The following is a 25,963-nucleotide window of genomic DNA, read 5'->3' as shown; positions in this document are numbered from 1 at the left end:
TTGTTTCATTAAAGCTGTTCCTGCTCCAGGATTTGCAGCAGTTCTTCGAGGTGTTGGATTTCATAGGTTGGAATGATGGATTCATGCGGCGCTTTTTCTTCGCGGTTGATCCAGACCGAGCGGATGCCTGCCCGTTCCGCGCCGAGGATGTCGGTCAGGAGATTATCGCCGACCATCAGCGCATCCTGCGGCCCGTAGCCGAAACGGGCCAGGGCGTGCTCGAAGATGCCGGCATCCGGCTTGCCCTTTCCGAAATCGCCTGAAATGACGATATGGTCGAAGTAAGGCGCGATTTCCGGCGTAATCTCCAGCTTGTTCCGCTGCAGGCCAGGCGAGCCATTCGTCAATAAGAGCAGTTCGTAGCGGCCCTTCAATTGGTCAAGAACGCGCAGCGTCTCGTCATAGAGAATTGGATGCTGCTTGCGGGCCTCCGGAAAAAAGTCCGCTAATTTCTGCCCGAGTGCGGGATTGTCGATGCCAATTCTCCGGAGGCCCTGAGTCCATGCTTTCTGCCGGTACAAGGGAGCCAAGGTCTTCAGTTTCTGAAAATCCGGCCCTTCATCGTCGAATGTGCCCCATAACCCTTCAAACGGGTTGATGCCGATCATTTGCGTGAACGGAAATGTAGGGTAGGAAGCATAAAGTTCGGTTGCTTCAAGGCGTACAGCTTCTTCAAGGCTGCTGCAATCTTTCCCGCTTGCCTGTTCGGCCAATTCGCATGTTTTTTGGAAAGCTGTCGCTATACTTTTCTTGTCCCATAACAGGGTGTCGTCCAAATCGAAAAAAATCGCTTTTACCATCTTTTCGCGTCTCCTTATGCCTAAATATCCTCTTTTTCCAAGTGTACTTGAATCGCCACAAAAAGCATAGCAGCCAGCCGCTTTTCGCATGAAAGGAGCAGCCGGACGGTGTTAGAATGTTCACGAGGAGTGAAAAAATTGAATGCTGCCAGCGCGCCAAGCACCTTGCTTAGGGAAGCCACGGAGTTTTTGACGGAATGCTACAAGGAATTGGGGAAAAGTGAACAGGAATTGAATAAAAGATTAATGGACGTTGCCCAGGTGATAGAAGAAACGGGCAGTTATTCACATACATTCGAAGAACTGGAACATGGTGCCAGGATGGCCTGGCGCAACAACAACCGCTGCATCGGGCGCCTGTTCTGGAATACGCTTGCCGTCTTTGATGAACGGGAAACGCCCACAGCAGAGAGCGTATTCGAACGGCTGGTGGACCATATCCGCTTTGCGACGAATGGCGGAAAGATCCGGCCAGCCATCACGGTATTCCCTCCTGCATTTGAAAGTTCAGAACCGGTGCGGGTATGGAACCATCAATTGGTGCGTTATGCCGGCTATGAGCAGGAAGGGAAGGTCATTGGGGACTCTTCTTCGCTCCAATTCACGAAGGCATGTGAAAAGCTCGGTTGGAAAGGGGCCGGCACGCATTACGATGTGCTGCCGATTGTCATTGAAGTAAAAGGGGAGGCGCCGCGCTTTTTCGAATTGCCGAAAGAAGAGGCGCTGGAAGTGGAAATTGGCCATCCGGAATGGCCGGAATTCAAGGACTTGGGCGCGAAGTGGTATGCCGTGCCGATCATTTCGGAGATGAAGCTGGAAATCGGAGGCATCCACTACCCGCTGGCGCCTTTTAACGGCTGGTATATGGGCACGGAAATCGGGGCACGCAACCTGGCCGATGAAGACCGCTACAACCTGTTGCCGGAAGTGGCGGAAATGATGGGGCTGAATACGGCATCGAACCGGTCGCTGTGGAAGGACAAAGCGCTTGTGGAACTGAACATCGCCGTTTTGGAATCGTTCCAGGAAGCAGGCGTGACGATTGTCGACCACCACACCGCCGCCAAGCAGTTCAGCAGTTTCGAGAAAAAGGAAGCCGCGGCCGACCGGGCTGTCACCGGCAATTGGGCCTGGCTCATTCCGCCGCTGTCGCCGGCAACGACGCATATATTCCATAAACCGTATAATAACAGTCTGGTGAAGCCGAATTACTTTTACCAGAAGGCTCCCTATCTTACGTAAGGGGTGGATGGATATGAAAGAATTCAAAATCACGTATTTCTTTGACGAGGAGCATTATATCCGCAGGTTTATCCATGTGGAGTCGCAGGAAGAAGCGGAAGCGCTGGTCCGCAGTGAGCGGGATCAATACATTTCGTTCACCGACAGCAGAGGCATCTACCATGAACTCCATACACGGAATGTGCGGGTGGTCCAACTATCCGAATATTTCCGTGTGGATAAGCAGAGACCAAAAAAAGCCGCCTTCGACTGAAGGCGGCTTTTATTCGGATTTATTTAAAGCTTAGGAAACCGTCGTCAACTGCAACCGTTGAACCGTTGATGGCTGCAGCTTCTTCGGAGAACAGGAATTTCACGACGCTGGCCACTTTTTCAGGCTGGATCAATTGGTTATGCATATGGAGTGCGGACAACGCTTTTTTCATTTCCGGATCGTTGCCAAGGATCGGCGTGTCGATAAACCCTGGGGCAACGCCGACAACGCGGATGCCGTAGTCAGCAAGCTCAAGTGCGCCGGACTTGGACATCATCACAACAGCTGCTTTGGCCGCATTATAATTAAAGCTTCCTTTTGCAGCCATTGAACCATAGATGGAAGCAGTATTGACGATAGTTCCTTTAGTGCCGAGCTCCACCATTTTCTTGGCTCCGTAATAGATGCCGTAGTAGACGCTGTGCTGATCGACGTCAATAACTTTATGATAAGATGCCGGGTCCATCTCAAGCAGCGGTTTTACGAGTCCGATGCCTGCGTTATTGAAAATGCCGTTCAAAGTTCCGAAGGTCTCAACTGCAAAATCGACCATGGCTTCCACTTCTTCGGCTTTGGAAACATCGACTTTGAAAGCTGCTGCTTTGCCTCCTTTTGCTTCGATGGCGGAGACTGTCTCTTTTGCGCCTTCTTCATTGAAATCAGCGACAACAATCGCATTGCCGGCCTCAGCCAATTGATAAGCCGCTTCCCGGCCAATCCCACTCGCTCCGCCGGTGATGATAATTGCTTTGTTTTCTGCCATATTAAGTTCCTCCTCAAGATTATTTGGAATTATTGCTACAATTTAAGCATACACCTCTTTTATCTCGAATTAAAGATATTAGCTTCTGACAGGATATGAATTTTTTCCGGCTGGCAGTCGATAGAAACGGGGAAGTTATTATATAATAGTAGATAGTGAACGTTCTTCACATTCAAAGTTGAGAGAAAGTGGGAAACCCTATGGGACGCAAGTGGAATAATATCAAAGAAAAAAAAGCATCCAAAGATGCCAATACAAGCCGGATCTATGCAAAATTCGGGCGGGAGATCTATGTGGCGGCAAAGCAGGGCGAGCCGGATCCGGAGTCGAACCAGGCGCTGAAAGTCGTGCTTGAACGTGCGAAGACATACAGCGTGCCAAGAGCTATCATCGACCGGGCAATCGACAAGGCAAAAGGCGGTTCTGAAGAAAGCTTTGATGAGCTTCGCTATGAAGGCTTTGGGCCGAACGGATCGATGGTCATCGTCGATACGCTGACGAACAACGTCAACCGGACGGCTTCGGATGTCCGTGCAGCTTTCGGCAAAAACGGCGGCAATATGGGCGTCAGCGGATCGGTTTCGTATATGTTCGACCACACTGCTGTTTTCGGGGTCGAAGGCAAGACAGCGGATGAAGTGCTTGAATTGCTGATGGAAGAGGATGTCGATGTCCGTGACATAACCGAAGAAGAAGATTCGGTGATCGTTTATGCAGAACCGGACCAGTTCCACGTTGTCCAGGAAGCATTCAAGAATGCCGGAATCACGGAATTCACTGTAGCGGAATTGACGATGCTCGCACAGAACGAATTGGAGCTGCCGGAAGACGCGCAGGCGCAGTTCGAGAAGATGATCGATGCAATCGAGGATTTGGAAGATGTGCAGCAGGTCTATCACAACGTCGATCTAGGCGAATAAAACAAATGGATACGAGAAGCCTTTGCCGGTTGGCGAAGGCTTTTATTTTTTCAATGAGAACGCATCCGACGAAATTTTTCATTAGTCCGACAACTCGCTTGTCTGGCGGTACAATAAAATCTATACTGATTTGGAAGTGGTTGTTCTGAATCGGAGAATAGCAGCTGACCGGTTCTCCCAGGAAACGGACCACATTCCAAGTAGAAAAGAGGCGTGCCGATGAAAGCGATAATTGTAAGCGAGCTAGGAGCTCCGGATGTATTGAAGCTTCAGGAAACTGCGGTTCCTGAAATTGCACCGCATCAAGTATTGATCCGCGTCCAGGCAATCAGTGTGAATTTTGCAGATATCAAGTCGAGGCAGGGGCAGTACCACGGCACTGTATCGGGAGAGGCATTTACGCCAGGGCTTGACTGTGCCGGAGAAATCGCCGAAATTGGAAGTGAAGTCACCCGTTTCCGGAAAGGGCAGCGGGTTATGGCATTTCCGAAAGAAGGATCGTATGCAGAATTCGTCAAAGCGGATGAAGTGTTGACGTTTCCGGTACCAAATGAATTGCCGATTGAAACGGCGGCGGCCTCTCTGACAGTGGGAATCACAGCTTATAACGTCATCCGCAAAATGGCGCAGCTTGAACCCGGTGAGACGATCCTGATCCATGCTGCTGCCGGCGGTGTTGGGTCTACAGCCATTCAGCTCGCCCGGTATTTCGGGGCAGGGACAATTATCGGCACTGCGGGGAGTAGCGAAAAGACGATCATGGCGAAAGAGTTCGGCGCTGACCACGCCATCAATTACCGGACGCAGGATTTTGCGGCCATCGTGAACGATTTGACGGATGGCAGAGGCGCCGATGTCATCCTCGATACGGTAGGTGGGGAGAATTTCGAAAAAAGCATGGACTGCTTGGCTCCTTTCGGCCGGATCATCTCTTTTGGCCATGCCAATGAAGGTTCAGTACCAGGCCGGGTCAAAACGACCGAGCTCCACTCGAGCTGCCGCTCAGTCATCGGCTACAGCACTGGCACCTACCGCAAACACCGTCCGGAATTCCTCCACGAAGCAGCGGAGGAAATTACCAAATTGATGCTCGAAGGATCCTTGAATATCGTCATCTCGAAACGGTATCCGCTGGCTGCGGCAGCGAAAGCGCATGCCCATATTGAAAGCCGCAAGAGTTTCGGAAAGGTTCTGCTGCTTCCATGAGCTTTCTGCCGGCGCTCTCCTTTCAATAGGAGAGCGCCGGTTTTTAGATGTTTACACGTCCGAATAAAAAGGGAAAAAACTGATTCCAATTTCCTAAAGCAGCTTCTGATGCTATTTCAGTATATTTAATGGCTGTGTCTGTGCAGCTCACTAAATGCTATAAATCTTCAGCCTTTTCAGTTAAACTATTGTTTATGTCACATGAAAGGATGAGATACATGAAGAAAAAAAGTTTGACTGTGAAAGTAATTACCGGGCTTCTCCTGGGTGCTGTTGTAGGCTTGCTCATCAATTTACTGGCACCGGAAGCATTTGATCCTATAAATACATATTTATTTGTGCCGCTTGGCCAACTATTTTTAAGTCTGATCAGCATGCTGGTCGTCCCGCTCGTATTCCTGTCCATCATTCTTGGAACCGCAGGGCTGGGGGATCCGGCGAAATTGGGGCGGATCGGATTGAAAACGATTTCATATTTCCTGATCACCACAACGATAGCAATCGCCATCGGTTTGAGTTTGGCGGCTGTCATCCAGCCGGGGCTGGCGGGTGATTTTGATCTAGAAAGCGCAACTTTCGAAGCGGACGAAGCGCCGTCAGTTGCAGAAACGCTGCTGAATATCATCCCGAAAAATCCGCTTGAAGCATTGACGAGCGGCAATATGCTGCAGATCATCGTGTTTGCCGTGTTCATCGGCTTGGCGCTCACTGCCTTGGGGGAAAAGACGAAAGGCATTCTGAACCTGGTGGAGCAGGGGAACGAAGTCATGATGTATCTGGTCGGCATCGTCATGAAATTCGCCCCGTACGGAACTTTCGGGTTGATTGCGACTGCGATCGGCTCGCAAGGACTCTCTGCAATCAAAGCGATGGGAGCGTATATGGTCGTTGTCGTCGCGGCGCTCTTCATCCATGCCGCGTTCACTTATGGCGGAACCATTGGGCTATTGGCTAAGAAAAATCCGGTCTGGTTCTTCAAGAAATTTGCACCGGCCATGAGTGTGGCATTCAGTACATCAAGCAGTACAGCCACCTTGCCTGTATCGATGGACGTCGCACAAAAAGACCTGGGCGTTCCGAAATCGATCAGCTCATTTGTCCAGCCGCTTGGCGCCACCATCAATATGGACGGCACCGCCATCATGCAGGGCGTGGCAACCATGTTTATCGCTCAAGCATACGGCGTGGATCTTACAATGACGCAATTGATGACGGTCGTCCTGACGGCGGTACTTGCAAGCATCGGGACTGCTGGCGTACCGGGTGTCGGCCTGATTATGCTGGCAATGGTCCTTAGCAGTGTAAGTCTGCCGGTAGCAGGAATCGGGCTTGTGCTCGGAATCGATCGTTTGCTTGATATGACACGGACAGCCATCAATATTTCCGGCGATGCCGCTTGTGCGGTATATGTAGCGGAAACCGAGAAAAATCGCACCGAAGCATTACAAGAACAAGAAGCGTAATGATCAATAGTAAAACCCCGCTTTTTCCTTGCCGGCCCGGCCAGGAAAAAGCGGGGTTTTTTCATATCAGAACGAAAGATAAAAGGAATAGAAAAAAATGAAGCAGATTAGTTTACTTTTTATACCCCTTAGGGTATATTGTGGTTAACAACAACAACAAACCACACGAAAAGGGGAATCATTCTATGTTATTACGATATTTCTATGATGATAAATTGGCGCACGCATCTTACGTCGTAGGCTGCCAGGCTACCGGGGAAGCGGTAGTGGTAGACCCGATGCGCAATATTCTCCCGTACGTTGAACTTGCTAAAAAAGAAAACTTGAAAATTGTAGGGGCGCTTGAAACCCATATCCATGCTGATTTCGTCTCCGGTTCACGCGAACTGGCTGAACGTTTCGGAACAAAGCTGTATCTTTCAGATGAAGGCGATAAAGATTGGAAATACCAGAACCTGGAGAATGTCAGCCACCAGTTGCTGAAAGAAGGCGACAAATTCAATATCGGCAATTTGATCTTCGAAGTGGTGCATACACCTGGCCACACACCTGAGAGCATCTCGTTCATCTTGACGGATACAAAAGCGGCCGATCTGCCGCTTGGCATCTTCACAGGCGACTTTGTCTTTGTGGGTGATGTCGGCCGTCCGGACTTGCTTGAAAAAGCGGCGGGCATCCAGGGAACTTCGGAATCCGGAGCGAAAGCGATGTTCCAATCGATCGAACGCTTCAAAGAACTTCCGGATTATTTGCAGGTCTGGCCGGCGCACGGCGCGGGAAGCGTATGCGGAAAATCGTTGGGTGCAGTGCCGTCAACGACTGTCGGATATGAAAAGCTGTTCAACTGGGCAATGCAGTTCAAAGATGAAAAATCGTTCATGGACGAGCTGCTTGCAGGGCAGCCGGAACCGCCTTATTATTTCGCAGTCATGAAATCCGTCAATAAAATCGGTCCGGAACTGATTGCCAATTTGCCGGAGCTCAAGCCAATCGATCGGTTTGCTGATATTAAGAGCTTGCTGGAAACTGGCGAACAAGTCCTCGACTTGCGCCCGGCGGATGCATTCAGCCAAGGCTTTATCCCGGGAACCCTCAACATCCCGTTCAATAAATCCTTCACAAACTGGGCAGGATGGGTCGTTGATTATAAAAAGCCGGTTTACATTCTTGTAGATCCTGATTCGCTTGATGAAGTGATCACCGCTCTGCATTCAATCGGCATCGACCAGGTCCTTGGCTATGCGGATGCAGAGGCAATCATCGGCGAAGCAGACAAGCTTGATAAATACGATAACGTAACGGTAGAAGAAGCGAAAGAAATGATCAATAATGATGAAGCCAACGTACTCGACGTCCGGAACCAGACCGAGTTTGATGAAGGGCATATTGAAAATGCAGACCACATCATGGTCGGGACATTGAAAAACCGTCTCGAAGAAGTCGATGCCAGCAAGACGGTCATCGTCCATTGCCAAGGAGGCGCACGTTCAGCAATTGCTGCGAGCCTGCTGAAAGCGAACGGGATCGATAACATCGTCAACATGCCGGGCGGATTTTCAAAATGGTCGACTGAAGTAAAAGCGTAACTCGCACATTTCAATGAACCGCCGGAATCTTGTTCCGGTAGTTTTCAGATGAAAAGGAGCAGGTGAATAAATATGGCAATACCGATGACTTTATTGGCGCTGTTGCTTGCAGGCAGCAGCTACCGAAGATTCATGCCGATGCACGGCATGGAAAAACGATGCCTCGAACACGTGGATGCCGGAGCTATTACAATTCTGGACGTCCGTCCTTACAATATTTCAAACGAAGAAGTGTCTGGCGCTATGAACCTGCCGTATGCTTACCTGATGCGGAACTATAAGGAAATACCGGATCAGCCGATCCACCTGATGGCGTCAGATGCATTGGAAAAAAATCTGGGCGCACGCTTTTTGCAAAGAAAAGGTTTTGAAGTAGTCAGCTACAGCTTAGTGGAAAAAGACAATGGCGATATGCACGTCCCGTGCAATTAATAGTATGAGAAGAGTCCGTCGGGTAGCGATGGCCTCTTTTTTCGTTCTGGAAAATCTTCACATTGACAACAAAGAAACAGCCATGTATATTTTGTGTAACCGGTTACACATTTACCGAGAACGGAGCTGCTTATATGACCACCATCAGAGATGTAGCGAAAAAAGCAGGCGTATCAGTGGCGACAGTGTCCCGTTTCCTCAACGGAAGCGGCTACGTGAGTGCAGACGCTGCCAAAGCTGTAACGGATGCCGTGGATGAATTGAAGTACGAACTGAACCCGGTGGCCCGGTCGCTCAATACGAAACAATCGCATTTGATCGGCTTGATCGTCCCGGACATCACCAACCCGTTCTTCCCGGAACTTGCCCGTGCCGTGGAAGATGTCGCATTGACTTACGGGTATACCGTCATCCTGTGCAACTCGGATGAAAATCCGGAAAAAGAGAGAAATTACCTGGAAACGCTGAAGAAAAAATATATTGCCGGCTTTATCGTAACGTCGAATCAGCTCGACGCGCCGCATTATGCGAATATGGCGCTGCCGATTGTCGCCTTGGACCGTGCGATCAATGACAGGATCCCGACGGTTTCTTCCAATAACCGCGAAGGGGCCGTGATGGGAACGCAGGCGCTATTGGAAAGAGGGTGCAAGAACATCCTCTTCCTAAGAGGGCCGGAAGAGTTGAACCCGGCCAATGACCGCTTCGAAGGATTTATGGAAGCGATTACGGATTCTGGCGTAAACTATCACGTCGTGACATGTCCGTTCCACTTTGCGGACTCGGAAAAGATTGTCGAGGGATTTTTGAAAGAACATAAAGAAATCGACGGCATTTTTGCCAGCAGCGATGTCTCGGCGGCAGGGGCGTTAAAAGCGGCAGTGACCCTTGGCATCCAGGTGCCAGAAGAATTGCAGATTGTCGGGTTTGACGGCATCGCAATGGGCGAGATGCTGTCTCCGGGCTTGACGACCATCGCCCAGGACGTATATAAAATGGGGGCGATCGCCACCCGGGTTCTCATCAAACGGATTGAACACCAGGAAATTGAACAGCATTTCTACGAAGTGCCGGTGCAGCTGAAACTTCGGGGAACGACAAGGAGTGTGGAAAAATGATAACAGTAGTAGGCAGCATCAATATGGATCTTGTTGTACGGACCGCCCGTTTTCCCAAGCAGGGGGAAACAGCACTCGGCGACCTGTATACGACAGTGCCAGGCGGAAAAGGTGCGAATCAGGCGGTAGCGGCCGCCCGGCTTGGCGGTTCAGTAAACATGATCGGCGCAGTCGGAACCGATGCATTCGGCGACGAACTGCTCCGGAATCTGGAGGCGGAATCCGTCGGAACAGCTTCTATTAAACGGGCAGAAGGCACAAGCGGAATCGCGAACATCCTTTTGTCGGACGGAGACAACCGCATTATCGTGGTGCCCGGCGCCAACCATAGCCTGAAAGCCGAGGAAATGGCTGCATTTGAGAAAGGGCTGAAGGAAAGCGGCATCGTCGTCATGCAATTGGAAATGCCGATCCCGGTTGTCCAGCGGACGTTGGAAATTTGCCATCAGCACGGCGTGCCGGTAATTTTGAATCCGGCGCCGGCAGACGGGTTTATTGAAGAATTCCTCCCCTATGCTACATACATGACGCCGAATGAAACCGAAGCAGAAGAGCTGTTCGGGCCTGATTGGGAACACATGCTTGAAAAATACCCGAACCGCCTCGTTGTGACGCTCGGCAGCAAAGGGGCCCGCTACTTCGACGGCCAAAAGCACGTCTTAGTGGAAGGGTTTAAAACGCAAGCGATGGACACGACAGGCGCAGGCGATACATTCAACGGAGCAATCGCTGTCGCGCTAGAAGAAGCGATGCCGTTTGAAGAAGCGGTGCGCTTTGCCAATGCGGCGGCTTCGTTGTCAGTTGAGAAATTTGGCGCCCAGGGCGGAATGCCGTCTCGGCAGGAAGTGCTGCAGCGCATGGGAGATGACGGAAAATGAAAAAGCATGGCATGATCAACCGTGACATAGCGGCAGCGTTGGCTGCATTCGGCCATACGGATCTTCTCGTCATCGCTGATTGCGGCTTGCCGGTACCAAAAGGGGTCCAGTGCATTGATTTATCCTACCGTATCGGCGAACCTTCATTTCTAACGGTGCTTCAGGCAATTCTGGAAGATTTTCAGGCGGAAGCCGGGTTTATTGCCCGGGAAATATCCGAAGAGAACCCGGAAGTCGAAGCAGGTATCCTCGAACAAGTGAATGCCGCTTACGTAACGCATGACGAACTGAAGAAAATGAGCAAAGAAGCGAAGCTGATCATCCGGACGGGTGAAGCGACGCCATACGCCAATATCGTCCTCCGTTCTGGAGTGATCTTTTAAAAAGGCAGGTGAACCCCAATGATCAAAATGACCAATATATCCAAGTCGTTCAGCGGCAACCAGGTATTGAAAAATGTCCAGTTTTCGTTGGAACGGGGAGAAATCCATGCATTGATGGGCGAAAACGGAGCCGGCAAGTCGACATTGATGAAAATTCTGACGGGCATTTATTCACGCGACAACGGAACGGTGGAAGTGAAAGGCAAGGAAGTCCATTTCACTTCGCCGAAGCAGGCGGAAGAGGCCGGAATTGCAGTAATCCACCAAGAACTGAACATCCTGCCCCATTTGTCGATTACGGACAATATGTTTTTAGGCAACGAAGAGACGTTCGGGCGCACAGGAATCATCAAGACCAAACAGATGGAGCAGAAGACGAAAAAAGCGCTGCTGGATCTTGGCTTGGACATCGACCCTGCCGCACCGGCAAGCTCGCTTTCTGTCGGCCAGCAACAGATTGTCGAGATTGCGAAAGCGCTTGCGGTGGAGGCGGAAGTGATCGTCATGGACGAACCGACCGCGGCACTGACCGACCGTGAAATCGATACGCTGTTCGCCACCATACGCGAATTGCAGGCGCGCGGCGTATCGTTCATCTACATCTCTCACCGCATGGAAGAGATTTTCTCGCTGTGCGACCGCATCACCATCCTGCGGGACGGCGAATATGTAGGCGATAAGCGGATTTCGGAAACATCATTTGAGGAAATCGTCCAGATGATGGTCGGGCGCGAATTGGGTGAACGCTTCCCGGTACGCAGTTCGGCAATTGGAGATGTGAAGCTGTCCGTCAAAGGGCTTACGCGGAAAGATTGCTTTGAAGATGTATCCTTTGATCTCCGGAAAGGCGAAGTGCTGGCCATTGCGGGCTTGATGGGCGCCGGGCGGACCGAAGTGGCCCAGTCGCTGTTCGGCTATAAGAAAGCGGACGCCGGAACGGTCCAGGTCGATGGCCGGCCGGTGAAGATCGACAGCCCGAAAGCGGCCAAAGAACTTGGCATCGGCTATGTCACAGAAGACCGAAAGTCGGAAGGGCTGATTGTCGACTTTACGGTCGAAGAAAACGTCAGCATGACCAATTTCTCGTCGATCTCCAAGAACGGGTTGATTTCACGGGATAAGGAGCGGTCGCTTTATGACCGCATGGTCAAACGGCTCGGCATCCGGACCTCGGGGCCGACCCAGACCGCCAAATCGCTCAGCGGCGGCAACCAGCAGAAAGTGGTCATCGCCAAATGGCTGGGAATTGAACCGGAATTGCTTATTTTGGATGAGCCGACCCGCGGCGTGGATGTCGGCGCGAAAAAAGAGATTTACTCGATCATCAACGAACTTGCCAGCCGCGGCGTGGCCATCCTGATGATTTCGTCGGAGCTGCCGGAAGTCATTGGCATGGCGGACCGTGTGCTGGTGATGCACGAAGGGAAATTGACGGCAGACTTGCCGAAAAATGAACTTACACAAGAAAAGATCATGCATTTTGCTACAGGAGGTGGAAAACATGCAGTTGAAGGCCAGTAACCAATCGCTGCTCCAAAAAATCGGGCCGTTCATCGGTTTGATTGCTATTGTTGTCATCATTACGATTTTGAATCCGAGTTTTCTATCGGTAAATAACTTGCTGAATGTGTTCCGCCAAGTTTCCATTAACGCGCTGATCGCCTTCGGAATGACGTTCGTCATTCTGACCGGAGGCATCGATTTATCGGTCGGTTCGATTTTGGCACTGACAGGTGCCGTTACGGCAGGGTTGATGTCCGGCGGCATGGATCCGGTCCTGGCAATGCTGGTCGGCTTGCTGCTCGGCGCCATCCTCGGTGCCATCAACGGCGTCATCATTGCGAAAGGGAAAGTGGCGCCGTTTATCGCGACGCTTGCAACGATGACGATCTACCGCGGGCTGACGCTCGTATATACGGAAGGCCGGCCGATTTCGGGCTTAGGCGACAGCGTCGCTTTCCAGATGCTCGGAAAAGGATATTTCCTTGGGATTCCGGTTCCGGTCGTAACAATGATCATCAGCTTTGCCATTTTATATTTCATTCTGAAAAAGACGACATTCGGCCGCCGTGTCTACGCGGTGGGCGGCAATGAAGAAGCATCAATCCTCTCAGGGATCAATGCGGACCGCATCAAAATCTACGTCTATTCACTGGTCGGTTTGCTGGCAGGATTGGCGTCGCTGATTCTGACTTCCCGGTTGAACTCGGCCCAGCCGACTGCCGGGGAAATGTTCGAGCTCGATGCCATTGCGGCAGTTGTGCTAGGCGGGACAAGCCTTACCGGCGGACGCGGATGGATTGTCGGCACGCTGATCGGTGCGTTGATCATCGGGGTATTGAACAACGGTTTGAATTTGATCGGGGTTTCATCCTTTTTCCAGCAAGTGGTCAAAGGTGCAGTTATATTATTCGCGGTTCTGTTGGACCGTAAAAAAACAGCATAGGGAGTGTTGAGAAATGAAGAAGATTCAATTGTTGTTGGTATTGTTGGCCATGATGATTTTGGCGGCATGTTCAATGGAAGCACCAGGTTCAGGGGATGAGGAAGCTGAAAGCGGAGGCGAAGCAGGCGGCGACTACACCATCGGTTTTTCGATTTCCACATTGAACAACCCGTTCTTCGTAACGCTTAGCGAAGGGGCAGAAGCGAAAGCTGAAGAGCTCGGCGCTACGGTTTCTGTAGTAGATGCACAGGACGATGCAGCAAAACAGGCAAGCGATGTTGAAGATTTGATCCAGCAAGGCGTTGACTTGATCATGATCAATCCAGTCGATTCTGAAGCGGTTGCAGCGGCAGTCGAATCAGCAAATGCAGCAAACATTCCAGTCATCACAGTTGACCGCAGCGCTTCAGGCGGCGAAGTGGTTTCTCACATCGCGTCTGATAACGTGGCCGGCGGTGAAATGGCAGGGGAGCTTCTAGTATCATTGGTTGGTGAAGGCGCGAAAGTGGCTGAGCTTGAAGGCGTACCTGGTTCTTCCGCAGCCAATGAACGCGGCGAAGGTTTTAATAACGTGGCAGAAGGCCAACTGGACATCGTTGCAAAACAGACAGCCAACTTTAACCGTGGGGAAGGGTTGACTGTCATGGAGAACATCCTGCAATCCAATCCGGATATCACAGGCGTGTTCGCACACAACGACGAAATGGCCCTTGGAGCGCTTGAAGCGATCGAAGCTGCCGGAAAAGACATTACGGTAGTCGGGTTTGACGCTACGGAAGATGCCGTCAAAGCGGTAGAAGAAGGGCGCATGGCCGGAACGGTTGCACAGAAGCCGGAAATGATCGGTGAAATGGCAGTCGAAACAGCAGTGAAGTCGCTGGAAGGCGAAGAAGTGGAAGCATCGATTCCGGTTGAATTGGAATTGATCAAACAATAATTTTGGACGGCCGGCATCACGCTTCTATGATGCCGGTTTTTTGATGGAGCTGCCAAGAGCATTTGGTTCGCAGGGCAGCACGTTCCGCTCCCGGTCTTTTCCCGATTTCTGCTATACTTTGGGTAATCGAGGGAACGGAGGCGAAGGAATGAGAAATGTCTGGAAGCTGAAGTACGGATCGCACAGCATACAAGTGGAGAACTCCTGGATGAGCGATAAGCTTTATGTCGACGGGGTGCTGCAGGACGAACAAGTTGGTTTCCACCTGAGCTCACGGCTGCTGGGCAAGCTGCAAAACGATGACGGCGAATTCGAAGACATCAAAGTTTCGCTCGCGCCGGGATGCCCGAACACCCGCGCCCGCATTTTCATCGGGGAGCAGCTGATGTATTCGACCGACCTGCAATGGGACATGTAGCTGCTGCGGGGGAATGGATATTAAGAGAATAAAGCAGAGGCTTTCCGCTCACGGAAAGCCTCTTTTTTACAGCCTTAATAAGAGTATTGTGGTAAATGGAGAATGTTATTTGCGTTTAGCAGATTTTATTTGCGTTTAAAAAGATTTATTTGCGTTCGCCAAAAGTCGACTCCCTTCACGAACGCAGATGGGTGCTTTAGGATGGCAGAACAGAGATTTCGCTAGAATTAAATAAAAAATTAATGGATAAATTTCCTATTATTGAAAATCAATCTATGCTTTTGGAATCATTTGTTAAAAAATCAGAAAATTCTTTCTCCCGCTATGCTATGCTTTTTTCATCTAAAGGAAAAGGGTGATGGGAAAGTGGAAAAGAAACAGTCGATCAAGTGGGGGGTACCTTTGCTGCTGGCAGCTGCACTCGTAATATCACCGGTGCAATTGAATGATGCCGGACAGTCGGCGGGAGCGGACGGCGAATACGCAGCCCTGGCAAATGACATCAACAAGATTTTACAGGATGAGCGCATTAAAGGCGCTACCACAGGCGTAAGCATCCGGAAAGCGGATACGGGGGAATTGATCTATGACCATTTTGGGGATTCTCGCCTGACGCCGGCTTCCAATATGAAGCTGTTCAGCGGCATGGCAGCACTCGATACATTGGGCGAAGACTACCGCTTCAGCACCGAAGTACATACGGATGGCCGCATCAACGGTGAAGTGCTGCAAGGGAACCTCTATTTGAAAGGCAAAGGCGATCCGACGCTTCTCCAAAAGGACTTCGAAGCATTCGCAGCCGAGCTGAAGAACCAGGGAATCCATAAAGTGAAGGGCGACCTGGTCGGCGATGATACCTGGTACGACGATGAACGCCTGTCAGAAGACATCACCTGGAAAGACGAGCGCTATTATTACGGGGCGGAAGTTTCAGCATTGACGGCGTCGCCGAACGAAGATTACGATGCCGGCTCCGTCATCGTCGAAGTGAACCCGGGCGACGCGGCAGGTGCGGAGACGAAAGTGACACTTGCACCGCATACGGATTATGTCAATGTCATCAACAATACGACAACAGTGGCAGCAGGAAGCAAGAAGACCGTTTCCATCATCCGCGCACACGGTTCGAACGACATCATCATTGAAGGGGAAATGCCGCTTGGCGGATCGCGGTCTCGGGAGTGGATTGCAGTGACGGAGCCATCGGGTTATGCACTCGATCTTTTCGAGAACGCATTGATTGCCGAAGGCATTCAATTGATCGGCGATTCAGAGCTGAAGATGGGCGCTGCGCCTGAAGGCACCACGCTGCTTGCAGAACGCCAGTCCATGCCGCTGCGGGAGCTTTACATCCCGTTCATGAAGCTCAGCAACAACGGCCACGCAGAAGTTCTTGTCAAAGAGATGGGGCGTGTGGTTTCAGATGAAGGCAGCTGGGAAGCAGGGCTCGAAGTAGTCGAGGAGTTGGCGGCCGACCTTGGTGTGAATACGGGCACAATTTTGCTCCGCGACGGCTCCGGCATGTCGCACGTCAATATGGTTCCGGCAAATGAAATTTCAGCGCTGCTGTATGGCGGACAAGAGGAGGAATGGCACGGCGCTTTCGTCAATTCGCTTCCTGTTGCTGGCGCGCCTGAGCGCTTTGTCGGCGGCACCCTCCGGAACCGCATGAAAAACAGTGCGGCTGCGGGCAATGTGACGGCAAAGACCGGCTCGTTGACGGGCGTCTCTTCATTGTCCGGCTATGCGGAGACAGGCGACGGGGAAAAACTGATTTTCTCAATCGTCATCAACAATGACTTGGCTACCGTGACGCCTGTGGAAGATGCGATTGCCACGGCAATTGCGGAATACGAAAAAGAATAATCCCTTAGTTCCGGTGGCCGCTGCGCTTGCCGGAATTTTTCTTGGCTGGATGGCGTCTGCAAAGTTGAAAAAGGGTCCTGGCAATTTCACGTTCAATTCTGTATGTTTAATGTATTCAGTAAAAAATAGAGAACTGGGGGAAATGATTATGAAACCTATTATCGGAATCACTGCATCCAAAGAACTGGGGCGGGAAGAATATGCAATTGAAATGGCGGATACGGAAGCTATCCTGCAAGCTGGCGGTTTGCCGATTATGCTGCCGCATTTGCTGGAAGACAAGGATATCGACCAAATCGCCAATCGGATTGACGGGCTGTTTGCAGCGGGTGGGTACGATATCGATCCGACATTGTTCGGTGAAGAGCCGCATCCGAACCTGGGCGTTATCATTCCTTCGCGCGACGCGTTCGAGCTTGCACTGATCCGGAAAGTCCTGGAACTCGGCAAGCCGATTCTGGCTGTTTGCCGCGGCGCACAGATTCTGAACATTGCTATAGGCGGAGATATGTACCAGGACATCAATACACAAATGGAAGGGCCGTTATTGCAGCATAAGCAGCAAGCCCCTAAATCCCACGGATCGCATTTTGTGCATATTCCGGAAGGTTCGCTGCTGCACCGCCTGACAGGAACCATGAAGCTGCGGGTCAACAGCCGCCACCATCAGGCCAACCGCCATGTGCCGGAAACCTACCTGGTGTGCGGGACTGCAAGCGACGGCGTGATTGAAGCGATCGAAAGCAAGAGCCACCAATTTGTTCTCGGCGTGCAATGGCATCCGGAAAACATGGCGATTGCCGGAGACGAACCTTCCCTCGGCATTTTCAAAGGGTTTATCGAAGCGTGCACGGAAGAAGGGGATGAATAAATGCAGATCATCGATACGCATTGCGACGCGCTGTTGAAACTGCAATTGGCCAAAAGAGGCGCTTTCTACAAGCAGGAGCCGCTCGATTTCTCCAGCGCTGAAGAAATCGAAACGAATTTCGCCCGGCTGCAGGCCGGCGGTGTAAAAGTGCAGTTTTTTGCGGTTTTCCTCTATCCGGACTTGCCGTCTGATGAAAAATGGCAGCATGCCCTGGAACAGGTGGATTTGTTCTATACCGAAATCATCGGCAAAAATCCGGCAATGAAGCACATCAAACGGTGGGAAGACATCGATGCACTGAAGGAAGGTGAGATCGGTGCAGTCTTGACGCTGGAAGGGGCGGATGCATTCGGCAACGATTTGATGAAACTTCGCCAATTGTACCGGCTGGGCGTCCTGTCCATCGGCCTGACATGGAACAATGCCAATCTCTGCGCAGATGGCGCCGGGGAACCGAGAGGCGGAGGGCTGACGCTGCTCGGCAAGGACGTGGTGCGGCTCAACAACGAACACCGGGTGTTCACGGACGTTTCCCATTTGTCGGTGAAAGGCTTCTGGGACGTCATGGAACTTGCCGATTATCCCATTGCCAGCCATTCGAACGCCCGGGCGCTGCGCGAGCATCCGAGAAACCTGGATGACGGCCAGGCGAAAGCGATGTTCCGAAAGGGAGGCATGATCGATGTGGTGTTCTGCCTGGACTTTATCAAAGCGGATCCGAAAGAAGTTGTCATTCCAGACCTGATCAGGCACATCGATCATTTCTGCAGCCTCGGCGGCGTCAAGCAAATCGGGATCGGTTCGGATTTCGACGGAATTTCCGCGCACATCAAAAACCTGGAAAATGCTTCGAAGTTCCAGAACTTGATTAATGAACTCCAAAAGCAGTTCTCGGAAGAGGAAGTCGAAGGCTTCGCATACCGGAACTTCCTAAACCACCGTCCTGGCATGCGGAAATAAGGAGGAATTCCATGGAAGAGAATCTGAAGGAGAAAGTGAAAGAAGTATTCGGGAAAAATGCGGAGGAGTATGTCAGCAGCCCGATCCACGCAAAAGGCGATGACCTTCCGCTGCTGGTCGACTGGCTCAAGCCGGAAGAGGGCTGGCTGGTGCTCGATATTGCGACCGGCGGCGGGCATGTGTCAAAGGCGCTCGCGCCGCATGCCGGCACCGTTATTTCCACCGATTTAACCGAAGAAATGCTCGAGAACACCGCAAGGCACTTGAAGCCCGAGCACAACAATATCCTCTATGTCATTGCGGATGCGGAAGACCTACCGTTTTTAGCCGGCACGTTTGATGCAGCAGTATGCCGGATTGCGCCTCACCATTTCCCGCATCCGGAAGCTTTCGTGGCAGAAGCGGCCCGTGTGTTGAAGCCGGGCGGCAAATTTGTGCTCATCGACAACGTAGCGCCGGAAGACCCGGAGCTTGGCCGGTTCATGAACACGACGGAAAAGTTGCGGGACACAAGCCATGCGCGCTGCCTGCCGAAAAGCGAATGGCAAGCTCTTTTCAAGGAGAACGGCCTTTCAGAGCTGGCTGCACTGGACCGCAAAAAGACGTTCCAATTCCCATCCTGGGTAGCGCGCACCGCAGAAAGCGAAGCGCAGAAGGTCAAGGTGGAACAGCATCTTTTAGACGCGGACGAAAGCACTGCGGCGTATTTCCAATTGAAAACGCATGACGGGCATATCGAAAGCTTTGTGATTGATGAATGGATGGCGTTATACGAAAAATAAAGCACCGGGCTGATCCTTGGGATCGGTCCGGTGCTTTCGTGTGTTGTCTTATTCTTCGTAAACTTGAGCTGGTGCATTTTTAGTGTGTTTCCGCTTGTGCAAGACTGCATTGATTTCGGCGCCTATCACAAGGATCAGACCTGTTAGGAAGAACCAGAGCATCAGGACGATCAATCCGCCCAGGCTACCGTACGTAGCGGAATAGCTTCCGAAATTCGCCACATAGAACGAGAAGCCGAGGGAAACGAGCTGCCACAAGACAGTGGCGATCAATGCGCCGATGATAACTTCTTTGAACGGGAAACTCTTGTTCGGCGCAAACTTGTAAAGGAACGCCAAGACAATGCTCATAACCGCGATTGAAATGACCCAGCGCAGTACCTGGAAGATGATTTCCGTCTGCTGCGGGAGGTTCAGGAACGAACTGATGGTATCGATGATGGCGCCGCCGAATATCGGCAGTACCAACGCGACGATGACGGCTACCAGCATGAATAGCGTCAGGACGATCGCCATCCCTTTCTTGACGAAGAACGAACGTGTCTCTTCTACGTCGTATGCCTGGTTGGTCGCTTCGATAAATGCGCTCATCGCATTTGAAGCGGACCAAAGCGTCCCGAGAATACCGAATGTCAATAGGCCGCCTGATGGTGTCGTAACCACGCTGACAATCGTTTCCTCGAAAGTGCTCGCGACTTCTCCCGGAAGGATGGTGCCGATAAAATCGACAGCACGCTGCGGGTCGATCTGCAAATAAGGCAGGATTGATAATAACAAAATCAGTAAAGGAACAATCGCCAGCAGATAATAATAAGCTTGTGCAGCAGCAAGTGTCGTTGCACTGTCTTTTTTGATTTCGCCAACAACTTCCTTGGCGTATGATACAGCTTTGCTCATATACTCAACCTCCATAGTTAGACTTGGTTATTCTTTATATCCCCAAAATAAAGGTTGTTTAACCTTAAAAATCGAAAAGAGGGGGCCATTCTCATAGAACAGCCCCTCTTTTCGATGCGTTATTCCAATGTTTTTGCTCCTACGATGTCCTTGAAAAAGAGCGTTTCAATGCCGGAGCCGGTATCAAGGCGGAGCAGCCCATGCTGCAGGTCGATAGCCGCTACAATCCCTGAAAAGCTCCGGATTCCATCTTGCCAGATCCGGACTTCCACCGAACATTGTCGCTTATATGCCAGCCCGATTTCTTCATGCACCGCCTCCAGATCGAATTCATCCAGATCCGGCTTCACGTTATAGCGGTCTTCCTGCTGCCATTCCCGGAGCATCTGCACATGCTCCGGCAGCATCATCGCTGTCCATTTGATGCGCCCCCTGTCCTTGATTTGCCCTTTTGCTTTCAAGTATTTGTTCAGTTTCACTGCAAATCCCTCCCCTTCAAATTTTATTTATAAGAACATTTGTTCTCATTTTATAGAAGAGAAGGAGATTGGTCAAATCGAATCGGAAAAATTAAAGCGCAGCAACAAAAAAATAGGCCCATCCAACTGCAATTGGATAAGCCTATTTCCCTTATTAGCGGATGATCTCCAGTGCCACTTTGACGATATGGTGATTCTCCATTTCGAGTATGGTCCAGCGATGTCCTTCTTTCGCGACGATATCGCCCGTTTCCGCTTCGATCAGCTGATGCTGGACCCAGCCGGCAATCGTATCGATGTCGTCGCTGTCTTCGAACTCCAAATTAAAGCGTTCTTCCAGATCCTTCAACAGCACACGGCCGTTGAGGATGTAGTGGTCATCGCTTTCTTTTATAATTTCAGCTTCTTCTTCATCATCAAATTCATCGCGGATCTCGCCGACGATCTCCTCCAAGATATCCTCCATCGTAATGATGCCGGAAGTCCCGCCGTATTCATCAATCACCAGAGCGATGTGGGTGCGGTCTTTCTGCATCTTCATGAGCGCCGTCTGGAGCGGGGTCGTCTCATGGAAGTAAGGCAAGTCGTGGATCAAGTCACGCATCTGCACATCGCCTTCCATGGCATAATGGGTCAGCACTTCCTTGGCGTTGATAAAGCCGATCAAATCATCCTTGTCGCCATTATTGGCAATCGGATAGCGCGTATAGCGGTGTTCGCGGAGTTCTCCCAGCAAATCGTCGCTGCTCAGGTCCTGAGGGAAAGCGATGATCTGGGTGCGCGGCACCATGACGTCCTTGGCGCTCCGTTCATCGAATGCAAAGATGTTCTGCATGAACGACAATTCGGTTTGATTGATTTCGCCGCTTTGGAAACTTTGGGCCATGATGATCTTCAATTCATCCTCCGAATGCGCCTGCTCTTCTGAAGCCGGCTGCACGCCGAAAATGCGCAGGATGATGCGGGCGGACCCGTTCAGGGTGTAGATAAACGGCGCCATGATCTTGCCGAACCAGTAGAGGGGCGGCGTCAAAAGGAGCGTCATGCGTTCGGCAAACTGAAGCGCCAGTGATTTCGGCGCCATTTCACCTACGACTACATGAAGGAACGTCACAAGGGAAAAGGCAAGGACGAACGAAATGATCGAAGACGCGGAAGACGGAACGCCAAGCGTGTCGAACAAAGGATGCAAGAGCCGCTCGACTGTTGGTTCACCGAGCCAGCCGAGGCCGAGCGCAGTGACTGTGATGCCGAGTTGGCAGGCGGACAGGTAATAATCCAGGTCGCCGACCACTTTTTTGACCAGGACGGCTTTTTTATTGCCTTCTTCGATCAATTGGTCGATGCGTGACATGCGCACTTTGACAACGGCGAATTCTGCGCCGACAAAAAAAGCGGTCAACGCGATTAATAAGATGAGTAAAGCTAAATTCAATAAGAGTATGGGGTCCAATAAATTCCCTTAAATAAGGGATTCACCTCCGGGTTTTTTTGGTATTATTATAAATTTACCATAAATTATGCCTAAAACATATAACAAGCTCTCGTCAGTCGGCGAGCACCTGCCGGGTGATTTTCCGGATATCGGTGATTGAATCTTCGTTCATGACGTCTTCGAGGATTTCATCGCGGAAATAGGTGACGCTTGCCTTGAGTGGAATGGCAAGCAGCTTCTTCAGTGCAATGCGGTACATAGCGACAAATTCCTTATCGGAATTGCCCCGCTTCAATTCGGCAAAGGACTCATAGAACTGGTCGAGCTTATCAGCCATTTCGAGCAGCCGTCCTTCCGTCGTGGCATCTTTGCCTTCTTTCATCCGGTCGAAAAAGACTTCCTGGAATTCCTCGGGAATTTCCCGGTAGATGAATTTCTCCATCATCCCTTCTTCGACGCGGGCGATCATCTCTTTCAATTCAGGGGAGGAATGTTTGACCGGCGTTTTGATGTCGCCGATGAAAACCTCCGCGAAATCATGATTAATGGTTTTCTCATATAGTGATTTCCAGTCCACTTTCTTGCCCGCTCTCTCTTCGATCGTTGCAAAGAACATGGCGTACTGGCTGACCTTCCATGAATGGGCAGCGACATTGTGTTCCTCGAATTTAAATCTGCCTGGAGCACGGATGATCCGCTCCAAATCATTCAATGAGGTGAAAAATTTATGTATTCCCAAATCCCTCGACTCCTTTAATTATATTTCTCTACCCTCATCATACCCATTTTTGCGTATAATTAAAGGCGAACCACGAAAAAAGGAGAACTCGTATCATGACTGGAAAAACTCACATCACAGGCGGCATTGCAGCAAGCCTTGCATTTGCCCAGATCACCAACTATGACCCGGTCATCTTGCTGTGCGCAGGGACAATCGGCGCATTGCTGCCGGATATCTGCCATGGAGGAAGCAAAATAGGCAGGTCGTTCCCGGCGTTGTCCAAAATCATCAATACGCTGTTCGGCCACCGGACATTCACCCATAGCCTGCTGTTCCTTTTGCTGGCCGGCGTCCTGCTGAATGCCCTTTCTATAAACGAAGCAGCAGCTGCAGGCATTCTGGTCGGGATGGCAAGCCATTTGATCTTGGATATGGCGACCAAAAATGGCATCAAATTGTTTTTCCCGCTGCGGGTGACTGTACGGTTTCCCGTGACTGCCACAACAGGCGGTTTATCGGAACACGCCGTCTTTGCCGCGCTTTCTGTGCTGGCGGTCTATTATGGCTACAGCGCCTTCTCCATCTATTTTTAAAGGCAATTCCGTGTTTTGTTTCTGCAGAGTGGGGAATAGCTTCCACATAGAGTCTTTTAAGGAGGCGAAAACGATGGGAAAAGATGATTTTTCTAATCGCCGGAATTCTTCCCCGCAGCAAAACCGCAGGGAGCGGGAAGAGTTCGAGAGCATCCAGCAGGAGTCGCAGGAAGACGGAATCGAGATGGAACATGACAGCGCCCACAGCAATTTGGGCATCGGCGATGAACAGAATACGATTAGGGAAAAAGAAGAAGAATAATTAAAAGAATGCCGCCTCAGCGAGAAGCCGAGGCGGCATTTTTCAACTTGTTGAGAAAAGTATTAATTTTATTTCTTTTAAAATGAAAAGCCGATATTCCGCAAAACAGCTACGCTTACCGCGGGCTCGCGCCGAGCTAACTCGGGCTATCAGCCCGAGTGGATCTCGTCACTTCGTCGCTACGCTGCTCCCGAAGGTGTCTCCGCTGTTTTGCTCCATATCTAAGAGAAGCTAATGAACCAAGAGGATATTAAGTACCTCTCTCTTCTAGAGAGTTTATCCAGCGCCGGCGCGTCCGTGGGCTGGGCGAAGCTATGAGACGAGTGCCTTTCTCGGCTCATGGCGGAAGCCATGCCCCAAGCGACCGAAGCGGTGTAAACAGTTCATTTCTTTTATGAACTCACTTTCTAGAAAGTTTCTCGACAGCCAAAAAAATGCCGCCTCAGCGAGAAGCCGAGGCGGCATTTTTCCGGTAAATGGACAATCCCGCCAAGTAGAGGACCGGGAGGAGGGCGGTCGTGAGCACCAACCCTGTCCAACCGCCGGCGCCCCACAGCGGGCTGAGCAGCGAGCTGCCGGCGGCGACTCCGATATAATAGGCGACCAGATAGAGGCTGGAGGCGCTGCCTTTATGGTGCTCCGCCTGCTGGCTGACAGAAGCCGCAGTCAGCGAGTGGGCAATAAAAAATCCGAGACAGGCTGTGCAGAGCCCGGCGGCGATCAGCCAAACAGAAGAACTTAACGTCAGCAGGATGCCAGCCGACAGGATGAACACGCCTGCCCGCCGGACCGGGCGCAGGCCGAATCTTTCAGCTGCACGTCCGGCAAGCGGCGAGCCGATAATGCCGATGCCGTAGGCGAAGAAGAAATAGGAAATCGTCTGGAGCCGCAGCGAATACGGCGGCGCCTCGAGGTGGAACGGCAAATAGGTCCAGACGCCTGTGAAGGAAATCTGGAGAATGGCGCCGAGGCCGAAGACCACAAGTAATGCCGGGTTTTTCAAGTGATAGAAGAAGCCGGTGAGGTCTTTTTGGAAACTGGCATTCGACGGCTCGAAACGGCGGGATTTTGGGAGCAGCATGTAAACGGCGCCGAACAACAGCAAGCCGGCTGCACCGAATACGATAAACGTAACCTGCCAGGAAAAATGGTCCGTCAAATAGCCGGAGAGCACCCGGCCGGCCATTCCGCCGAGCGCATTGCTGGATATGTAGAGAGCGGTGGCAAAGCCGATGTTTTTTCGGTCGATTTCTTCGCTGATGTAGGCGAGCGCAGCTGCCGGAACTCCGGCAAGGGCAAACCCTTGGATAAAACGCAGCACCAACAGCCACGTGAACGATTCGAAAAGCGGAATCAGAAAAAAAGGAAGTGCCGAGCCGAGCAGAGAATAGATGATGTAGGATCTTCTGCCGTTGCGGTCGGAAAAAAAGCCCAGGACGACCAGGCCGATGATCAGCCCGATAATCGCCAGCGACAGCGACAGGCTCGACTCCGAAACGGACACCCCGAATTCAGAGACGAACAACGGCAGCAGCGGCTGGACGGCATACAGATTGGAAAATATAAAAAGCGAAGCAAGCAGCAAACTGAAGATGATCTTCCAAAACGCACGGTCTTTGGAAGTATAGGGTCTCGGCTCCAAGGGATCACTTCCGTTCTCATTTTATTACCAATAGTCTACCACTAAACTGGAAAAAACGTCTCCAGGCTGGAATGCCGAAAGAAAAAAGCGTGAAAAAAACCCGCAATCAATCCATTGCGGGCCCGTTCTATATTTTATTGAAAAAAGAAATGATCTGTTTTTTGGATGGTTCTTGAAGCCGGTAACGCAGTTCTTTGTTCTGCGTGTTCACCAGATGGTAAGCCGGATTTTCGGCAACCGTGAACTTCCAATGCGGCTTGGTGTTTTTCTTTTTGATCTGAAGTTCAGGCGGCATCATTTTTTCTTTGAAACTTTCGAGTTTGGCCATCAAAAAGGTATCCATATACCGTACGATCAAAAAGCCTTGCTGACGCTCCGGGTCGAATTTCGCCAAACTGAATTCACTGATATCGAAACCTTTTTCATACCGTTGGACTGATGGAGACAGGACAAAACAATCTTCACTCGTGAATACCGAAGAGTTGCCTTGCTGTTTCAGACCTAATTCATCTACCAGGAAATCCTTGTTAACCAGACTCATTTCTCGTGCAGTAGCCATGTAATTCCTCCTTGTAAAGCTCGTTGTCCTTTAAGTATACCATTCTTTCCG

General features: G+C 51.0%; 28 protein-coding genes. 20 read left to right on the top strand and 8 right to left on the bottom strand.

Translation table 11 applies throughout. From position 1 onward, the window contains the following. Positions 1-8 precede the first annotated feature (8 nt). Entirely contained in the window at positions 9-800 is a 792-nt protein-coding gene (locus ACTL32_RS16650) for an HAD family hydrolase (RefSeq protein ID WP_441342517.1), read from the bottom strand. A gap of 138 nt (positions 801-938) precedes the next feature. Here ACTL32_RS16650 and ACTL32_RS16645 point away from each other — a divergent pair, with 138 nt between their 5' ends. Beyond that, positions 939-2,042: a nitric oxide synthase oxygenase gene (locus ACTL32_RS16645; RefSeq protein WP_441342516.1), complete on the top strand. Its 1,104-nt coding sequence runs from the start codon at positions 939-941 to the stop codon at positions 2,040-2,042. 13 nt (positions 2,043-2,055) lie between these two features. Beyond that, complete coding sequence (locus ACTL32_RS16640) at positions 2,056-2,295, top strand: hypothetical protein (RefSeq protein WP_441342515.1); 240 nt, start codon at positions 2,056-2,058, stop codon at positions 2,293-2,295. A 19-nt stretch (positions 2,296-2,314) separates the two neighbouring features. Here ACTL32_RS16640 and ACTL32_RS16635 read toward each other — a convergent pair whose 3' ends face one another. Then, positions 2,315-3,058, bottom strand: a complete 744-nt coding sequence (locus ACTL32_RS16635) for an SDR family NAD(P)-dependent oxidoreductase (RefSeq protein WP_441342514.1) — start codon at positions 3,056-3,058, stop codon at positions 2,315-2,317. Between the two features lie 200 nt (positions 3,059-3,258). Between ACTL32_RS16635 and ACTL32_RS16630 the strand changes: the two genes are divergently transcribed. The 16 genes from ACTL32_RS16630 (at position 3,259) to ACTL32_RS16555 (ending at position 19,324) form a co-directional block, all read left to right on the top strand. Further along, positions 3,259-3,978 (top strand): YebC/PmpR family DNA-binding transcriptional regulator, encoded by a 720-nt coding sequence (locus tag ACTL32_RS16630; RefSeq protein ID WP_441342513.1) that lies wholly within the window; start codon positions 3,259-3,261, stop codon positions 3,976-3,978. A gap of 219 nt (positions 3,979-4,197) precedes the next feature. After that, positions 4,198-5,184 carry a quinone oxidoreductase family protein gene (locus tag ACTL32_RS16625; protein WP_441342512.1) on the top strand — a complete coding sequence of 329 codons (987 nt, stop codon included), beginning with the start codon at positions 4,198-4,200 and terminating at the stop codon, positions 5,182-5,184. Positions 5,185-5,402: 218 nt separating this feature from the next. Then, a complete protein-coding gene (locus tag ACTL32_RS16620) occupies positions 5,403-6,647 on the top strand; it encodes a dicarboxylate/amino acid:cation symporter (protein ID WP_441342511.1) in 1,245 nt (414 codons plus the stop codon). Positions 6,648-6,832: 185 nt separating this feature from the next. Further along, a complete protein-coding gene (locus ACTL32_RS16615) occupies positions 6,833-8,233 on the top strand; it encodes an MBL fold metallo-hydrolase (RefSeq protein WP_441342510.1) in 1,401 nt (466 codons plus the stop codon). A 72-nt stretch (positions 8,234-8,305) separates the two neighbouring features. Beyond that, positions 8,306-8,665, top strand: a complete 360-nt coding sequence (locus ACTL32_RS16610; protein ID WP_441342509.1) for a rhodanese-like domain-containing protein — start codon at positions 8,306-8,308, stop codon at positions 8,663-8,665. A gap of 134 nt (positions 8,666-8,799) precedes the next feature. Then, positions 8,800-9,783 carry a LacI family DNA-binding transcriptional regulator gene (locus ACTL32_RS16605; RefSeq protein ID WP_441342508.1) on the top strand — a complete coding sequence of 328 codons (984 nt, stop codon included), beginning with the start codon at positions 8,800-8,802 and terminating at the stop codon, positions 9,781-9,783. Continuing rightward, a complete protein-coding gene (gene rbsK, locus ACTL32_RS16600; RefSeq protein ID WP_441342507.1) occupies positions 9,780-10,661 on the top strand; it encodes a ribokinase in 882 nt (293 codons plus the stop codon). The genes ACTL32_RS16605 and rbsK overlap by 4 nt, the downstream gene beginning before the upstream one ends. Then, positions 10,658-11,044 carry a D-ribose pyranase gene (rbsD, locus tag ACTL32_RS16595; protein WP_204891222.1) on the top strand — a complete coding sequence of 129 codons (387 nt, stop codon included), beginning with the start codon at positions 10,658-10,660 and terminating at the stop codon, positions 11,042-11,044. Before rbsK ends, rbsD begins: the two co-directional genes overlap by 4 nt. An 18-nt stretch (positions 11,045-11,062) precedes the next feature. Further along, positions 11,063-12,565: a sugar ABC transporter ATP-binding protein gene (locus ACTL32_RS16590; protein WP_441342506.1), complete on the top strand. Its 1,503-nt coding sequence runs from the start codon at positions 11,063-11,065 to the stop codon at positions 12,563-12,565. Then, a complete protein-coding gene (locus ACTL32_RS16585) occupies positions 12,546-13,490 on the top strand; it encodes an ABC transporter permease subunit (protein WP_204891220.1) in 945 nt (314 codons plus the stop codon). Before ACTL32_RS16590 ends, ACTL32_RS16585 begins: the two co-directional genes overlap by 20 nt. Positions 13,491-13,503: 13 nt before the next feature. Beyond that, entirely contained in the window at positions 13,504-14,427 is a 924-nt protein-coding gene (gene rbsB, locus ACTL32_RS16580; protein WP_441342505.1) for a ribose ABC transporter substrate-binding protein RbsB, read from the top strand. Between the two features lie 148 nt (positions 14,428-14,575). Continuing rightward, positions 14,576-14,845 carry a hypothetical protein gene (locus ACTL32_RS16575; RefSeq protein ID WP_441342504.1) on the top strand — a complete coding sequence of 90 codons (270 nt, stop codon included), beginning with the start codon at positions 14,576-14,578 and terminating at the stop codon, positions 14,843-14,845. Positions 14,846-15,229: 384 nt separating this feature from the next. Then, positions 15,230-16,711, top strand: coding sequence for a D-alanyl-D-alanine carboxypeptidase/D-alanyl-D-alanine endopeptidase (gene dacB, locus ACTL32_RS16570; RefSeq protein WP_441342573.1), 1,482 nt, complete (start codon positions 15,230-15,232; stop codon positions 16,709-16,711). 148 nt (positions 16,712-16,859) lie between these two features. After that, positions 16,860-17,582: a gamma-glutamyl-gamma-aminobutyrate hydrolase family protein gene (locus ACTL32_RS16565; RefSeq protein ID WP_441342503.1), complete on the top strand. Its 723-nt coding sequence runs from the start codon at positions 16,860-16,862 to the stop codon at positions 17,580-17,582. Then, the gene (locus ACTL32_RS16560) at positions 17,583-18,542 is read left to right on the top strand and encodes a dipeptidase (RefSeq protein ID WP_441342502.1); all 960 of its coding nucleotides are present in this window, start codon (positions 17,583-17,585) and stop codon (positions 18,540-18,542) included. 11 nt (positions 18,543-18,553) lie between these two features. Continuing rightward, positions 18,554-19,324: a class I SAM-dependent methyltransferase gene (locus ACTL32_RS16555; protein WP_441342501.1), complete on the top strand. Its 771-nt coding sequence runs from the start codon at positions 18,554-18,556 to the stop codon at positions 19,322-19,324. A gap of 48 nt (positions 19,325-19,372) precedes the next feature. On the opposite strand, the gene ACTL32_RS16550 is transcribed toward ACTL32_RS16555, so the two are convergent. The 4 genes from ACTL32_RS16550 to ACTL32_RS16535 form a co-directional block, all read right to left on the bottom strand. Further along, positions 19,373-20,221, bottom strand: a complete 849-nt coding sequence (locus tag ACTL32_RS16550) for a YihY/virulence factor BrkB family protein (protein WP_441342500.1) — start codon at positions 20,219-20,221, stop codon at positions 19,373-19,375. Positions 20,222-20,340: 119 nt separating this feature from the next. Then, positions 20,341-20,700 carry a YolD-like family protein gene (locus ACTL32_RS16545; protein ID WP_441342499.1) on the bottom strand — a complete coding sequence of 120 codons (360 nt, stop codon included), beginning with the start codon at positions 20,698-20,700 and terminating at the stop codon, positions 20,341-20,343. Between the two features lie 154 nt (positions 20,701-20,854). Beyond that, complete coding sequence (locus ACTL32_RS16540; RefSeq protein WP_441342498.1) at positions 20,855-22,135, bottom strand: hemolysin family protein; 1,281 nt, start codon at positions 22,133-22,135, stop codon at positions 20,855-20,857. Positions 22,136-22,247: 112 nt separating this feature from the next. Next, on the bottom strand, positions 22,248-22,874 hold the full coding sequence (locus ACTL32_RS16535) for a YfbR-like 5'-deoxynucleotidase (protein ID WP_441342497.1): 627 nt from the start codon (positions 22,872-22,874) through the stop codon (positions 22,248-22,250). 95 nt (positions 22,875-22,969) lie between these two features. Here ACTL32_RS16535 and ACTL32_RS16530 point away from each other — a divergent pair, with 95 nt between their 5' ends. Continuing rightward, positions 22,970-23,449, top strand: a complete 480-nt coding sequence (locus tag ACTL32_RS16530; protein WP_441342496.1) for a metal-dependent hydrolase — start codon at positions 22,970-22,972, stop codon at positions 23,447-23,449. A 73-nt stretch (positions 23,450-23,522) separates the two neighbouring features. Then, positions 23,523-23,711, top strand: a complete 189-nt coding sequence (locus ACTL32_RS16525; RefSeq protein ID WP_441342495.1) for a hypothetical protein — start codon at positions 23,523-23,525, stop codon at positions 23,709-23,711. A gap of 442 nt (positions 23,712-24,153) precedes the next feature. Here ACTL32_RS16525 and ACTL32_RS16520 read toward each other — a convergent pair whose 3' ends face one another. After that, positions 24,154-25,353, bottom strand: coding sequence for an MFS transporter (locus ACTL32_RS16520; protein WP_441342494.1), 1,200 nt, complete (start codon positions 25,351-25,353; stop codon positions 24,154-24,156). 127 nt (positions 25,354-25,480) lie between these two features. Beyond that, positions 25,481-25,912, bottom strand: a complete 432-nt coding sequence (locus ACTL32_RS16515) for a hypothetical protein (RefSeq protein ID WP_441342493.1) — start codon at positions 25,910-25,912, stop codon at positions 25,481-25,483. Positions 25,913-25,963: the final 51 nt, after the last annotated feature.

It is taken from the genome of Planococcus sp. FY231025 (assembly GCF_052078085.1).
Taxonomy (GTDB): domain Bacteria; phylum Bacillota; class Bacilli; order Bacillales_A; family Planococcaceae; genus Planococcus.
This window is presented reverse-complemented; position numbering and strand designations above follow the sequence as displayed.